A 14218-nucleotide genomic window follows, 5' to 3' on the forward strand; every position below is an offset into this window, starting at 1 on the left:
TGCACGAGGGGCTGGCTTCCCCCGCAGGCGGGACTTCAGCCGGCTCAAGGCCCCTGCAGCGCCTTCAACTGGTCTTCGGCCACCCGCGCCTCGGCCAGCGCCCGCGCGGTCTGTACCTTGCGGTCGGCCAGGTAGACCAGGTGGGCGGACTCCGCCGGATCCTTTTGCGCCACCTGGGCGGCGGCCACGGCGTCCTGCGCTTCCTTGAGGGCCACGGGAGCACGGCTGGCGAGCTGCGGATCGGCCTGCAACTGGCTCAGCTCGGCACTCACCTTGTCCGCTCCCGGGTCCTTGACCGAACCGTGGAACAGGCAGGAGGCCAGGGTCGTCAGCGACAGCAGGACGCCAACGCGCAGCAATGATCTGATCGGGCGATTCATGCGTTAGACCCCAGTGGCGGGTGGTGCGGCTGCGGGTGCATCCGGCGTCGGCGCGGCTGGCACAGGAGCGGATTCCGGCGCGGGGACCTCCGGCGCGGGTGCCGGTGCATCCGGGACGGGCAGGTCCACCGATGGCGGCGGCGCCACAGGCAGGTCGGCCGCCGGCGGCATGATGGGCGCGCTGGGCGCCGGTTGCAGCGAGCGCACCACGCTCTGGGTGCGGACCTTGCGCGCCTTGGCATCCGCCAGTTCGGCGTCGGCTGCGGCCTCTTCGGCCAGCCAGCGTGCCTTGGTGCGGTTCGGGTCGTTCGGGTCCGTGGTGATCTGCGCCGCCAGGGCGCGTGCCGCGTTGAGCTTCTCGTGGGCCGAACGCATTTCGGCCGCGGCATAGTCCGCCGCCCTGGCGTCTTCCGCGTTGATCACGGCGTTGCTGGCGTTGCGGATCGCCTCGGTTGCCGTCTTCGGCGTTGTTGCGCAGCCGCACAACGCCAGTCCGGCAATCGCGGACAGTCGCAGCACGGCACGATGTGTTTTCATCACCGGCGCTTCCTCGTTTATTGATGTGATGTTGCGTCGGGCGCAGCCGCGCCGGACACCCCTGATCTGGGCTCTAGCAGACTCCGCCGGACCCGCTAAAGTCAAGTGCGCGGGCGGCGCTCCGGCTCATCCAAAAGGGCCCCGGCCACGTAAATCAGGGAGCAATGATGAAACTCACCTCACCGCGGCTGCGCCATGTCGCTGTTTAGCACGATACTGATCGGCTGCGTCAGCCTGATGACCGTGTTCGCCCTGGTCTGGCTGGTGCAGCTGCGCACCCGCAACGCCGGCCTGATCGATGCGGTGTGGGCCTGGACGCTGGGCCTGTTGGCGGTCTGGTATGCCTGCCGCGGCCCGGCGCTGGTGCAGCTGCGCCTGCTGCTGGCCCTGCTCGGCGGCGTCTGGGGTCTGCGCCTGGGCATCCATCTGCTGTTGCGCAACCACGGCAAGCCGGAAGACGGCCGCTACCGCCGCTTCCGCCAGCAATGGGGTGCGGCTGCCGATCGCAATATGTTCTGGTTCTTCCAGTTCCAGGTGCTGTTCTCGATGTTGCTGTCGCTCAGCTTCGCCGTGGTGGCCTGGAGTCCCGCCGAGCCCGGCAGCCTGTGCACCGCCGCCGCCATGCTGGTCTGGCTGCTGTCGGTGGCCGGGGAAGGCGTGGCGGACTGGCAGCTGGAGCAGTTCAGGCGGGATCCCGCCAGCCGCGGCCAGGTGTGCCGGCGCGGGCTCTGGTACTACTCGCGTCACCCCAATTATTTCTTCGAATGCCTGCACTGGCTGGTCTACGTCCTGCTGGCGGCGGGCAGCGCCTGGTGGTGGCTGACGCTGGCGGCGCCGCTGGTCATGGCCTTCCTCCTGCTCAAGCTGTCCGGCGTGCCGCTGACCGAGGCGCAGAGCGCGCGCAGCCGGCCCGGCTATGCCGACTACATCCGCAGCACCAGCATGCTCATTCCCTGGCCGCCAAAAAAGCAGTGACCAGTGGTTAGTGGTCAGTGACTGGTTTGCTCCCGATCTGCGCTTCCATTCCTTTTGCAGCCTCAATTTCCGCTTCCGTACTGGCCACTAATCACTAGTCACTAACCACTCATGAATATCATCGACCTGTGCGAACGTGGTTACATCCCCGACCCCCTGGCCCGGGCCGGCATGCGCAGCCTGATGCGTCGGCGCCTGGCGGACGAGGCCAATCACGACGGCGAAGTGCGTTCGCAGCGCTTCAACCGCTTTCTCGACGAGTTGCGCGCCAGCCCCATCGCGGTCGAGACCGGGGCCGCCAACGAGCAGCACTACGAGGTGCCGGCCGAGTTCTTCCATCTGCACCTGGGGCCGCGCCTGAAGTATTCCTGCTGCCTCTATCCCACGGGCCGGGAGACACTGGCGCAGGCCGGGGAAGCCATGTTGTCGCTCTACGCCGAGCGCGCCGGCCTGCGCGATGGCATGCGCATCCTCGACCTGGGCTGCGGCTGGGGCTCGCTGTCGCTGTGGCTGGCCGAGAAGTATCCGAACTCGCACGTCATCGGCCTGTCGAACTCCCATGGCCAGCGCGAATTCATCCGGCAACGCGCAGCGGAGCGCGGCTTCGACAATCTTACCGTCCTCACCGGCAACGTCGTCGACTTCGATTTCCCCGCGCAGGACGTGGCGGCGGGATTCGACCGCGTCATGTCGATCGAGATGTTCGAGCACATGAAGAACTACGGCCTGCTGCTGGCGAAAATCGCGCGTTGGCTCAAGCCGGACGGGCGCCTGTTCGTGCACATCTTCGCGCACCGCCTGCTGGCCTATCACTTCGAGGTGCAGGGACGGAGCGACTGGATGTCGCAACACTTCTTTACCGGCGGCACCATGCCTTCGGAGAATCTGCTGCTCAATTTCCAGGATGATCTGTCACTGGAGCGGCAATGGTGGGTCGGCGGTCGACACTACGAGAAGACTTCCAACCATTGGCTGCAGGGCATGGACGCGCAGAAGGACGCCATCATGAGCGTGTTCCGCGCCGGCTACGGGGAGGCGCTGGCGCCGATCTGGTTCCAGCGCTGGCGCATGTTCTACATGGCTGTGGCGGAACTGTTCGGCTACGCTGGCGGCAACGAGTGGGGGGTGGCGCATTATCTGTTCGCGCCGCGCGCGGCACGTTGAGATCTACAGGGACTGGTTTTTCCAACACGGACCTCGCATGGAACGCATCGCCTTGTCTGCACTCGTCTTGTTCGTCGCCGGCGCCGCCCAGGCCGAGACCCAGGTCGAGCGCTTCTACGGCTACGCCTACGATCTGGCCAGCGGCAAATACCTCTACACCGAGGTCTACCGCGAGGAGATCGAGCAGGACCGCTGGATCAGCGGCCATACCAGCTACTACGCCGCCGACGGCAAACGACTCGGCGAGAAGACTCTCAGCTTCGCCGCCAACCCCTATATCCCGGTCTATACCCTGAGCCTGCCCGGCTACGGTTATTCGGAAGGCATCAGCAAGGTCGGGCCGGACGGCGTACAGATGTTCAAGGAAACGCCGGAAAAAGGCCGGCAGACCGGCACCGCCGCGAAGGTCGGCAACATGGCCGCCGACAGCGGCTTCCACAGCTACCTATACGACCATATGCCGGAGCTGGCGGCCGGCCAGACCATCAAGTTCCAGTTCGCCGTCGCCGGGCAGCTCGACAGCTACGCGTTCCGTGCGCGCAAGGTCGGCGATATCCGCTTCGAGGGCAAGGCGGCGATCCAGCTCAAGGTCGATCCGGATTCCCTGCTGCGCTACCTGGTCGATCCGCTGATCCTTACATATGACCCACAGACGCGGCGCCTGCTGGAATATCGCGGAATTTCGAATGTTATAAACCCCTCCACCGGCAGGCCGTACAATGCGCGTATTGCCTACTACTCGAAGCCGCCGGACGATGCGCCTAAAAACCTGCCGCCGCTGGACTGAACGAGCTCTGGGGCTCGCCGCATCTTCTCTCCTGTTGCTGGCCGGTGCGGCCCGTGCCGACGCCTGGCAGCCGCCGCTCGACGAGGCCCTCAAGCAGGCCGCCTCGAAACATGCGCCGATCCTGGTGGAATTCCACGCGCCCTGGTGCTACTCCTGTTACTACATGGCGCACAACGTGCTCAACGGCCCCGAGTGGGACAAGGTCAAGCGCGAAGCGGTGGTGGTGGATCTCGATGCCGACGCCCCGGAAGGCAACTACTGGGAACAGCGCCTGGCGGTGAAGGCCCTGCCCAGTTACGTCGTGCTCAACGAGACCGGCGACGAACTGGGCCGCATCCTGGCCGAGCAGACGCGCCCCGATTTCTATCGCCAGCTCGACGCCATCATGGCGCGCACCACCTCGCTCGAGGCCTTGCGCGGGAAGGTCAGGGACGGCAGCCCGGCTTCGCTGAAGGCCGCCCACGAGGTGCTCAAGGCCTACCACGCCCGCAACGATGCACAGGGAGGACTCGCCTGGCGCGATGCCCTGCCGCAGTCCGCGCAGACGGCGCTGGACAAGGATGCGCGCGCCAGGCTGTGGACTGCCCGCCTGCAGCTGATGCAGGCCAGCCAGAACAAGAATGCCACGCAATGCGCGGCGCTGGCGCCGTCGGTGCTGTCCGGCGAGCTCGGCTGCGATCGCGCCTACGAACTGGACCGCGTGATGGCCTGCACCGCGAGCCTGCCGGAAGCCGACAAGACCCGCTTGCTGGCCGCGCAGAAGCCGCTGATGACCCGCCAGCTCTATGCGCAGGTGTTCGTCACCCATCCCAGCTGCGCCGATGCGCGCAGCGTGGTGCTGACCACCGCCGACCTGGACGATACCCTCAAGTATCCACAGGCCACCGACGATGTGCTCGAACACGCCATTGCCGACGCCAAGCAGCGCCTGGGCGGCAACCTGAAAAAGGACCGCAACCTCGCCGACAACCTGCGCGTGTTTCTCGACCGCGCCGGCAAGACCGATGAGCTCACCCTGCTGTATCCCAAGCTGATCGCCGCCTACCCCGACGATTACGTCTACTACTACCGCTTCGGCAAAAGCCTGATCGCGCGCGGCCAGTATCAGCAGGCGCTGATCTACCTGCAACAGGCCGCGCCGAAAGCCTACGGCGTCAACCGCCTGAATGTGGCCGAGCAACAGGCCCAGGCCCTGCTCAAGCTCAACCGGCCCGACGATGCCAGACAGGCTGTGGCCGACGCGCTCAAGGCCAATGGTCCGTGGTTTCCGGAGCAGGCGGCCAAGCTGAAGGCACTGGTGCAGTGATGTACGTCCTGTACAAGAACGCGCGAAAATGTACGTCCTGTACAAGCACGCGTCGTCCATGACGCGACTCTCAAAACAAGCTCAAGAGCACAAAAGTTCGTGGCTAACGAATCCTTCGCCCGCCTGCTGATCCGCTGCGCCGACCAGCCCGGCATCGTCGCCGCCGTCACCAGCTTCCTGTTCCAGCACGGCGCCAACATCACCGAACTGGACCAGCACTCCACCGATCCCATCGGCGGCAAATTCTTCATGCGCCTGGAATTCCAGACGCCGAAGCTGGATCTGTCGCGCCAGGCCCTGGAGCAGGCCTTCGCCGAGGCTGCCGGCCGACGCTACAACATGGATTGGCACATCAGCTATGCCGCCGACCGGCCGCGCATGGCGGTGCTGGTTTCGGCGCATGATCATGCCGCGCTGGAACTGCTGTGGCGCTGGCAGCGCGGCGAGTTGCTGGTGGACATTCCCTGCGTCATCTCCAACCACGACACGCTGCGCGCCGCGGTGGAAGGTTTCGGCATTCCGTTCCATCACGTGCCGCAGAATACGGCGGAGCAGCGCGCCGAGGCCGAAACGCGGATGCTGGAACTGCTGGGCGAGGATGCCGACTTCCTGGTGCTGGCCCGCTACATGCGCATCCTCGGGCCGGCCTTCGTGGCGCGCTACCCGAACCGCATCATCAACATCCATCACTCCTTCCTGCCGGCCTTCGTCGGTGCCGATCCCTATCGCCAGGCCTACGAGCGCGGCGTCAAGATCATCGGCGCCACCGCGCACTACGTGACGGCCGACCTGGACCAGGGGCCGATCATCTCGCAGGGTACGGCGCATGTTTCGCACAGCGACGAGATCGACGATCTGCGCAGGCTGGGGCGCGATCTGGAACGGCAGGTGCTGGCGCGGGCGGTGCGCTGGCATGTCGAGGATCGCATCATCGTCGATGGCAACAAGACCATCGTCTTCGATTGAGCGGTTGCGGGATGTTCCCCGCTCTCTATGGAGTGGGGCGGGCTGAGGGGCCGCTTTTCGCCTGACTGGGCACACCCTACGTTCGCTCCGAGTGCCCGCGAAGCGGGTGTGCTTTTCCGAATGTCCCGAGTGAATCGCGAAGCGATTTGTATCGAGGGAGCGGCCAAGCACGGACCCATGCCCCTTCGTCATTCCGGCGAAAGCCGGAATCCGGGAGCCCCATACGTCCAACCCGGAAACAGCGCCTTGCCGCCCGGCGTCCTCAGCCGTACCGTCGCGGCGCCGCGGCCAAACTAAAGCGCCGGGGCTTCGTGCAACAATTCCTCAATACCTGCATCGAGAGTCCCCCGTGCCCCAAGCCCAAGCCAACGGCATCCAGATCGAGTACGAGACCTTCGGCAAGGCGACCGATCCGGCCATCCTGTTGATCATGGGCCTGGGCGGTCAGCTGCTGTTGTGGCCGGAGGCGCTGTGCGAGGCGCTGGCCCAGGGTGGCTTTTATGTGATCCGTTATGACAACCGCGATGTCGGGCTGTCGAGCAAGATCGACAGCGCGGGCAAGCCGGATCTGACGCGCGCGGCTCTCCGTTACATGCTGCGGCTGCCGATCAAGGCCGGCTACGGGTTGGAAGACATGGCGGCGGATGCCGTCGGGCTGCTCGATGCGTTGCAGATCCGGCGCGCGCATATCGTCGGCCTGTCGATGGGGGGCATGATCGGTCAGATCCTGACGGCCCGGCATGCGGAGCGGGTGAGCAGTTTCACGGCCATCATGACCACCAGCGGCAATCCGTGGCTGCCGCAGCCCAGTTTCAAGCTGCGGATGCGGCTGACGCGGCGGCCGAAGCACACCAGCCGCGAGTCGCTGGTGCAGCACTCGATGAATACCTGGAAGCTGATCGGCAGCCCGGGCTACCCGACCGACGACGCGACCTTGCGGGCCATGGTCGAGCGCGACCAGAAACGCAGCCTGTACCCGCGCGGCATGGCGCGGCAGACGCTGGCGATCATGGCGGCGAAGAGCCGTTTGCCGCTACTCAAGCGGATCGCCGCGCCGACGCTGGTGATCCACGGCGAGGCCGATCCCCTGGTGCCGGTGGCGGCGGGGCGCGAACTGGGCCGGCTGATTCCCGGCGCCAGGCTGGAGATCATTCCCGGGATGGGGCACGACCTGCCGGCGCCGCTGCTGCCGCGAATCGGCAAGCTGATCCTGGATCATGTGCAGGCGGTGGAAGGCAGCGCGCGGGCCAATTTCCAGGGAAAACCGCAGGCCACCCCGGCCTGACGCTCCAGTCAGCCCGGGCGGAGCGGCTTCAGGCCTTCTTCTTGCGGCTCTTCGGCTTGAGCAGGGTGCCGGTGCACTGCGGCGAGCCGCAGCGGCAGGCCCAGAGCTGCTTCAGGCGCGGCGTATAGCGCACTTCCAGCTCGATGCCGTAGTCGTAGGTCAGCTCTTCGCCGGCCTTGACCGGGCGCAGCGTCTCGATGAACAGGCGGTCCCGCGCCGGGTCGCCGTCCTTGCTTTCCCACAGCATCGGCTCGCAGTTCGGGTCGCAGCTGTGGTTGATCCAGCGCGCCGAATTGCCGCCTTCGGTGCCGTCGATGACGTAGGTATCGTTGAGCACGAACAGGAAGGTGTGGCCGGTCTCGACGTTATCGCAGTAGCGGCGGTCGGCCACCGCGTGGCGCAGCAGCTTGCCGCGATATTCGATCAGGCTCTTGCCTGCCGGGAGGTCGGTGGCGGCGAACACGCCATTGCCGTGGATGGGGGAGCGGCGGACAAGGATCGAACGGGACATCTGCGAACCGGAGGTGTGCGGGGTATGAAAACCGTGAAGCAATATTCTCGCCTAGTGGAGGCCGCAAGAACAGTGGTGAAAATCTGCGGTTTGGCTTTTCATCTCGAAAATGCCCTGGCCGGCCGGCCGCTGACACTGGCGCCGGCCTCGGCCGGCAGCCGCAGGTAGAGCAGGGCGGACCCGACGGTGATCGCGGCCAGGATGGCGAAGGCCCAGGTGAAGTCCACCGGCAGCAGGGTTGCCTCGTGACGCAGTGCCAGGCGCAGATGCAGCAGCTGCGCCGCCAGGCCCACCCCTACGCTCAAGGAGAGCTGCTGCGCGGTGCTGGAGAAGCTGGTGGCCTGGCTCATGCGCGACTCGGTGACGTCGGCGAAGGCGATGGCGTTGAGGCAGGTGAACTGCAGCGAGCTGAAGAAGCCGCTGCTCAGCATCAGGGCCACGATCAGGGCTTGCGACGCCTCCGGCCGCAGCAGGCCGCAGGCCAGCAGGTAGGCTCCCGCGATCACCGAGTTGGCGACCAGCAGGGAGCGGAAGCCGAAACGCCGCACGATCCGCGCGGCCATCAGCTTCATCAGCATGGCGCCGATGGCTCCGCCGAAGGTGAGCAGGCCGGAGCGCAGCGGCGTCATGCCGAAGCCGAGCTGCAGCAGCAGCGGCATCAGCAGGGTGAAGGCGCCGATGCCGACGCGGAACAGCGAGCCGGCGGAGATGACCACGGCGAAGGTGGGGACGCGCAGCAGCGTCAGGTCGAGGATCACCTGTGTCCGGCCGCGCGCGTACAGTGCATAGCCGCCCACCAGCAATGTGCCCGCACCCAGCATGGTCCACACCAGGGCCGGCGGCAGCACGTCCTTGCCCAGGGTTTCGAAGCCGAACACCAGCCCGGCCAGGCCGGCGCCGAGCAGGCTCCAGCCGCGCAGGTCCAGCTGCCTGGGCTCGGCTTCGCGCACCTCGGCGATGTAGCGGCTGACCAGCCAGTAGCCGAGCAGGCCGATCGGCAGGTTGATGTAGAAGATCCAGCGCCAGGAGGCGTAGGTGGCGATCAGTCCGCCCAGCGGCGCCCCCAGCAACGGCGCCAGCAGGGCCGGCACGGTGAGGTAGGAGATCGCCGTGACCAGCTCGCTTTTCGGCACATTGCGCAGCAATACCAGGCGCCCCACCGGCACCATCATGGCGCCGCCGATGCCCTGCAGGATGCGCGCCGCCACCAGTTCCGGCATGTTCTGCGCCGCGCCGCACAGCATCGAGCCGCAGGTGAAGACGACGATGGCGCCGCGGAACACGCGCCGTGCGCCGTAGCGGTCGGCCACCCAGCCACTGAGCGGGATGAATACGGCCAGGCTCAGCAGGTAGGCGGTGATGGCCAGGCTCAGCCGCAGCGGGTCTTCGTGGAGCGAGCGGGCGATCGGCGGCAGCGCGGTGGTGATCACCGTGGCGTCCAGGTTCTCCATGAACAGGGCGCAGGCCACGATCAGCGGGATCAGCATCGAGGGCCGCGGCAGTCCTCCGCTCATGACCTGGCCCACATACTTTGCGGCGCCGCGGCGATACCGCTACAGCGGGGGTGGCGCAATGCGTTACGCTTGGGCATGCGCCTTCCCGCCGACACCGCAACCAGGAAACCCGTCATGCAAAAAATGAAATCCATATGCGCCGCGCTCTGCCTCGGCCTCAGCTTCACCGCGGCGGCGGATGCCCTGGCCACGCTCAACGACGCCGAGTTGTTCAAGAAGGTGCAGAAGGACATCGCGGGATTGCCGCACGCCGAACTGGATGCGCTGACCGAGGCGATGGCGACCTGTTCGGCGGTCAGCGTCGGCCAGCGGGTGCCGTTGTTCGAATGCGAGCGGGAGATCAACATCTACTGGGCGCATTATAACCGCGGCCGCGCCGTCGATAATTACATGGCGGCGCTGGGCGGCATGTTCGTCGGACTCGACAATAATGCATTGAATCCCTCGCAGGAGCTGACGCAGACCTATCGTCACGCGGCCACCGACATGTTCACCCTGACCAAGACCATCAACGAGCGCTATCGCCAGCTCGACAAGTAAGCGTGGCCGCCGTTGCCTCTTTGCACGGCTGATTTGTTCAGAAACGGTTCAGCAAGCTTTCGGCATGCTCGGAACTGGTGCGTCGGCCGCGCGGTCTGTAACGCGTGGCCGGGTGCATCGTTCAGGATGAACGGCATGTGCCGGGCCCTGTTCCAGTCTGTGCAAATCAAACGGCCATGGAGGCTTACAACATGCTTAACACCGGACGCACGCGGCAGTTCGCTGCGCTTGCAGCGCTGACCTTGCTTCCCGCGGTGGCTTCGGCCGCCGACTACACCTACGTCGAAGGCGGCTTCATCGAGCGCCATGACTACGGCCAGGCCGGTCCCGGCGGTCGTGTCGCCGGCTCTTTCGATCTGCCGGTATTGCCGCTGGCGATCATCGCCGAATACACCGGTACCGATAACCTCGACCAGTTCGATGTCGGCGCCATCTTCCATGTGCCCATCATCCCCACGCTGAACCTGTTCGGCGGCGCCACGCTGGAACACGGCGATCGCAATGATGGCGACACCAGCACCGGTATCGGCGCCCGCGCCGGCGTGCGCTGGCAGACCACCGGCAATCTGGAGCTGGCGCCGGAACTGCGCTACACGCACCTGTTCGGCAGCAATGAAACCTCCGTGCGCCTCAACGCGCTCTACAACATCGCGCCGCATCTCGATCTGCAGGGTGCGATCCAGGGCGGCGACGAGCAGCGCTACGAAGTGGGCATGCGCTACAACTTCGGGCTGCACCTGTAGCACGAGACGATCACTCGATTCACCGTGGTCGATCGGCCGCGAGGGGCTTTCGGGTCCTTCGCGGTTTTTCCGCGTGGGGTGTTCATGCCGGGAATCTGCTGCTAATCTTCAGGGGCAATGATCAAGACATGGAAGTTTTTGGCGCAGTCCACCTGCGCCTTTGCCGTGCTGCTGCAGGCGCCGTTTGCATGGGCGCAGTCCGCCGGGCGGCAAGAATACATTTCGGATGAAATCAGCGTCACCATCCGCCAGAAGCCGACCAACGACTCCGAGTCCCTGGGCGTGATCAAGAGCGGCGCGCGCGTCAGCGTGCTCGAATCGCTCGGTGCCGACAGCTTCGCGCACATCCGCACCAGCGACGGCCGCGACGGCTGGATCACCTCGCGTTTCCTGTCCGAGCAGCCGGCGGCCAAGGATCAGTTGACCCAGCTCAAGCAACAGCTCGATCAGGCCCACGCCCAGGCCCAGTCCCTGCAGCGCGACCTCGACACGGCGCAGCAGCAGCTGGCCAAGGCCAAGCCGGCGCTGGAGATGGCCGGCGAAAACGACAAGCTGCGCGCCACCATCGCCCAGCGCGAGGAACAGGTCGGCGCGCTGGAGCGGCAGTTCGATGCCGAGAAGGCGCGGCGTGAAACCCTGGTCACCGGCGGCATCCTGGTGGGCGGCGGCATCTTCGTCGGCCTGATCCTGCCGTGGCTGGGCGGCCGCAAGAAGCGCCGTAGCGATTTCTGAAGCGGCATGCGGGCGTATTGCCGCGCGAGCGGGTAAAGTCGGCCTTCGACCATCGCGGGCTGTGCCCCTTGCGGGAAAGCCGATGAATAAGCCGCATCCGCCAAACAAGCCGTCTCGTCCAGCGGGATTTCAATGCTGCGCGTCGGCCTGATCTCCGATACCCACGGACTGCTGCGCCCGGAAGCGCTGCGCGCGATGCGCGGCAGCGACTACATCGTGCACGCCGGCGACATCGGCGATCCCGCCATCCTGGAGCAGCTGGAGCGGATCGCGCCGGTGACCGCGGTGCGCGGCAACAACGACAAGGGAGCCGAATACAAGAGGGTTGCGGAAGCCGAGGTATTGCAGGCCGGCGAGGTGCTGATCTACGTCATCCACGATCTCAACGAGCTTGACCTCGATCCGGCGGCTGCGGAATTCCAGGTGGTCGTATCGGGGCATTCGCACCGGCCGTCGAGCCGGGAGCGCGACGGCGTGCTGTACATCAATCCAGGCAGCGCCGGGCCGCGGCGCTTCAGCCTGCCCATTTCCGCGGGAGTATTGCGCATCAGCGGCAAAACCATCGAAGCCGAACTGCTGGACCTGCTGCCCCCTGCGTAGCGCAGGGGGCAGCGGGGCTCAGGGCTTGCCGAGGAAATCCATCTTGCCCAGCTCCACGCCGTTGTGGCGCAGGATGGCGTAGGCCGTGGTGCAGTGGAAGTACATGTTGGGATGGACGAAGAACAGCACGTAGGGCTGGCCCTTGAACTCCATCGGACCGCGTGGCGAGGGCAGGGTGATGTCCTTGGCCTCGCTGCCGTCGATCTGCTCCGCCTTGAAGCCGTTGATGAAGGCCAGGGTCTTGTCGATGCGCGCGTACAGCTCCTCGAACGTAGCCTCGGTGTCGTCGTATTTCGGCACTTCCACGCCGGCCAGCCGCGCCGTGCAGCCCTTGACCTGGTCGGTGACGATCTGGACCTGCCGCGTCAACGGCAGCATGTCCGGGGCCAGGCGGCCGTTGAGCAATACCTCGGGCTTGAACTTCTTGGCCTCGGCGTGAGCCGCGCCCTTCTCCAGGATGCCGCGCAGGTTGGTGAGGGCGCGGACGAAGACCGGGACCGATACCTGATACATGCTGATACTCATGGTGAAACCTCCGAAAAGCTTATGGTTATGAAATTAGGCGCGGCCATTCTAAAGCGTATGGAGGAAACTGTAGGTTAAGCTCGCGTCCCTATGGCCCACGCAAGAATCATCGGCACCGGCAGCTACCTGCCCGAACGTGTCGTTACCAATCAGGAACTCGAATCCAGGATCGACACGTCCGATGAGTGGATCGTGTCGCGCACCGGCATCGAGGCACGCCACGTCGCCGCGGACGGCGAAATGACCAGCGACCTGGCCTTCCACGCCGCCAGCCGGGCCATGCAGTCCGCCGGGGTGGGCCCGCAGGACATCGACCTGATCATCGTCGCCACCACCACGCCGGACATGATTTTCCCCTCCACCGCCTGCCTGTTGCAGGCCAAGCTGGGGGTGAAGCAGGGGGCCGCTTTCGATGTGCAGGCCGTCTGCACCGGCTTCATGTACGCCCTGGCCACCGCCAATCTTTACGTCACCAGCGGCCAGCATCGCTGCGCCCTGGTGGTCGGTGCGGAAGTCTTCTCGCGCCTGCTCGACTGGAACGACCGCCGCACCTGCGTGCTGTTCGGCGACGGCGCTGGCGCCGTGGTCCTGCGCCGCTCGGAAGAGCCCGGCATCCTGACCAGCAATCTGCACGCCGACGGCAGCCTGTCGCATATCCTGCGGGTCGACGGCGGCATCAGCCACGGCAAGATCCGCGGCAATCCGTTCCTGGAGATGGACGGCCAGGCGGTTTACCGCACGGCCGTGCGCGCGCTCGACGACAGCGCTACCGAGGCCCTCAACGCAGCGGGCATCACCGCCGACCAGCTCGACTGGTTCGTGCCGCACCAGGCCAATATCCGCATCATCAACTCCATCGCCGACAAGGTCGGCCTGCCGCGCGAGCGCGTGGTGACTACCGTGGCACGCCACGGCAATACCTCGGCGGCTTCGGTGCCGCTGGCGCTGGATGCAGCGGTGCGGGATCAGCGGATCAAGCCCGGGCAGCTGGTGATGCTGCAAGGCGTCGGCGGCGGGATGACCTGGGGGACGGTGTTGCTGCGCTGGTAGGTGCAAGCTGCAATGATCGGGTTCATCGGTCCCAGTGCCAAACTCCGTTCGCCCCGAGTGCCCGCGAAGCGGGCGTGCTGTTCCGACCGTCCCGAGTAGCGTTGCGAAGCAGCGCGTATCGAGGGAGGGGCCAAGCGCGGAACCATCCTCTATCGTCATTCCCGCGCGGCGAAGCCAGTTTTGCTTTTCGCTTCGCTGTCATCCCCCGACTACAACCTCGAGGGCAGGCTCTGAGCGTAGCGAAGGATCTGGCCGCTTAACTCAACTTTGAAGTGTCGCGGCGTGCGCTTGCGCGCGTGCCGGATCCTCCTGAACGTCTGGGCGGAGTTTTCGCCTGCGGCGAGTCACTTTTCTTGACGCAAGAAAAGTAACCAAAAGAACATGCCCCGGAGTTTGCGCCGGACTATCGCAAAAGAAGAAGCGCGATAGCCCGGTGCCCTGCGCTTCTCGCTCGTGGCGGGGTCTGAAGACAGGCCATCCCTGGCCTGTCTTCAGACGCTTCGGCATCCTGCCTCGCCCGGCGCGAACACACGCGCCGGCTGATGCCGCCACGAGCTGTGATGCTCGGCGCAAACTACGGGGCGGAAAATCAAAAGCAAGAAG

Annotated in this window: 16 protein-coding genes; 11 read left to right on the plus strand and 5 right to left on the minus strand. The window is 65.7% G+C overall.

The window, feature by feature from the left end; genetic code table 11:
• Window positions 1–44: 44 nt before the first annotated feature.
• A complete protein-coding gene (locus tag BP26_RS26675; RefSeq protein ID WP_084183038.1) occupies window positions 45–380 on the minus strand; it encodes a DUF4398 domain-containing protein in 336 nt (111 codons plus the stop codon).
• 3 nt (window positions 381–383) lie between these two features.
• Complete coding sequence (locus BP26_RS27600; RefSeq protein ID WP_051748905.1) at window positions 384–917, minus strand: DUF4398 domain-containing protein; 534 nt, start codon at window positions 915–917, stop codon at window positions 384–386.
• A gap of 195 nt (window positions 918–1112) precedes the next feature.
• Between BP26_RS27600 and BP26_RS0112330 the strand changes: the two genes are divergently transcribed.
• From BP26_RS0112330 to BP26_RS0112355, 6 genes are all read left to right on the plus strand, one after another.
• Entirely contained in the window at window positions 1113–1892 is a 780-nt protein-coding gene (locus BP26_RS0112330) for a DUF1295 domain-containing protein (protein WP_029920889.1), read from the plus strand.
• A gap of 111 nt (window positions 1893–2003) precedes the next feature.
• A complete protein-coding gene (locus tag BP26_RS0112335) occupies window positions 2004–3056 on the plus strand; it encodes an SAM-dependent methyltransferase (protein WP_029920890.1) in 1053 nt (350 codons plus the stop codon).
• Window positions 3057–3108: 52 nt separating this feature from the next.
• Window positions 3109–3843, plus strand: a complete 735-nt coding sequence (locus BP26_RS0112340) for a hypothetical protein (protein WP_157572499.1) — start codon at window positions 3109–3111, stop codon at window positions 3841–3843.
• Window positions 3812–5149, plus strand: a complete 1338-nt coding sequence (locus BP26_RS0112345; RefSeq protein WP_169740696.1) for a thioredoxin family protein — start codon at window positions 3812–3814, stop codon at window positions 5147–5149. The genes BP26_RS0112340 and BP26_RS0112345 overlap by 32 nt, the downstream gene beginning before the upstream one ends.
• Window positions 5150–5248: 99 nt before the next feature.
• Window positions 5249–6115 (plus strand): formyltetrahydrofolate deformylase, encoded by an 867-nt coding sequence (gene purU, locus BP26_RS0112350; protein ID WP_029920893.1) that lies wholly within the window; start codon window positions 5249–5251, stop codon window positions 6113–6115.
• A 349-nt stretch (window positions 6116–6464) separates the two neighbouring features.
• Window positions 6465–7400 carry an alpha/beta fold hydrolase gene (locus BP26_RS0112355; RefSeq protein ID WP_051748906.1) on the plus strand — a complete coding sequence of 312 codons (936 nt, stop codon included), beginning with the start codon at window positions 6465–6467 and terminating at the stop codon, window positions 7398–7400.
• A gap of 28 nt (window positions 7401–7428) precedes the next feature.
• Here the strand turns inward: BP26_RS0112355 and BP26_RS0112360 are convergent, their stop codons facing one another.
• Window positions 7429–7911, minus strand: a complete 483-nt coding sequence (locus BP26_RS0112360; RefSeq protein WP_029920895.1) for an SET domain-containing protein — start codon at window positions 7909–7911, stop codon at window positions 7429–7431.
• A 98-nt stretch (window positions 7912–8009) separates the two neighbouring features.
• Window positions 8010–9425 (minus strand): MFS transporter, encoded by a 1416-nt coding sequence (locus BP26_RS0112365; RefSeq protein ID WP_245611786.1) that lies wholly within the window; start codon window positions 9423–9425, stop codon window positions 8010–8012.
• 114 nt (window positions 9426–9539) lie between these two features.
• Here BP26_RS0112365 and BP26_RS0112370 point away from each other — a divergent pair, with 114 nt between their 5' ends.
• The 4 genes from BP26_RS0112370 to BP26_RS0112385 all read left to right on the plus strand — a co-directional run bounded on the left by BP26_RS0112370 (window position 9540) and on the right by BP26_RS0112385 (window position 12040).
• Window positions 9540–9965, plus strand: coding sequence for a hypothetical protein (locus BP26_RS0112370; RefSeq protein ID WP_029920897.1), 426 nt, complete (start codon window positions 9540–9542; stop codon window positions 9963–9965).
• Window positions 9966–10156: 191 nt separating this feature from the next.
• Window positions 10157–10708, plus strand: coding sequence for a hypothetical protein (locus BP26_RS0112375; protein ID WP_157572500.1), 552 nt, complete (start codon window positions 10157–10159; stop codon window positions 10706–10708).
• 117 nt (window positions 10709–10825) lie between these two features.
• Complete coding sequence (locus BP26_RS0112380) at window positions 10826–11440, plus strand: TIGR04211 family SH3 domain-containing protein (RefSeq protein WP_084183040.1); 615 nt, start codon at window positions 10826–10828, stop codon at window positions 11438–11440.
• A 132-nt stretch (window positions 11441–11572) separates the two neighbouring features.
• Entirely contained in the window at window positions 11573–12040 is a 468-nt protein-coding gene (locus BP26_RS0112385) for a metallophosphoesterase family protein (protein ID WP_029920900.1), read from the plus strand.
• An 18-nt stretch (window positions 12041–12058) separates the two neighbouring features.
• Here BP26_RS0112385 and BP26_RS0112390 read toward each other — a convergent pair whose 3' ends face one another.
• On the minus strand, window positions 12059–12565 hold the full coding sequence (locus BP26_RS0112390; protein ID WP_029920901.1) for a DUF1993 domain-containing protein: 507 nt from the start codon (window positions 12563–12565) through the stop codon (window positions 12059–12061).
• 90 nt (window positions 12566–12655) lie between these two features.
• On the opposite strand from BP26_RS0112390, the gene BP26_RS0112395 reads away from it, so the two are divergent.
• Window positions 12656–13615 (plus strand): beta-ketoacyl-ACP synthase III, encoded by a 960-nt coding sequence (locus BP26_RS0112395; RefSeq protein ID WP_029920902.1) that lies wholly within the window; start codon window positions 12656–12658, stop codon window positions 13613–13615.
• Window positions 13616–14218: the final 603 nt, after the last annotated feature.

It is taken from the genome of Nevskia soli DSM 19509 (genome assembly GCF_000711955.1).
GTDB classification, from domain to species: Bacteria; Pseudomonadota; Gammaproteobacteria; order Nevskiales; family Nevskiaceae; genus Nevskia; species Nevskia soli.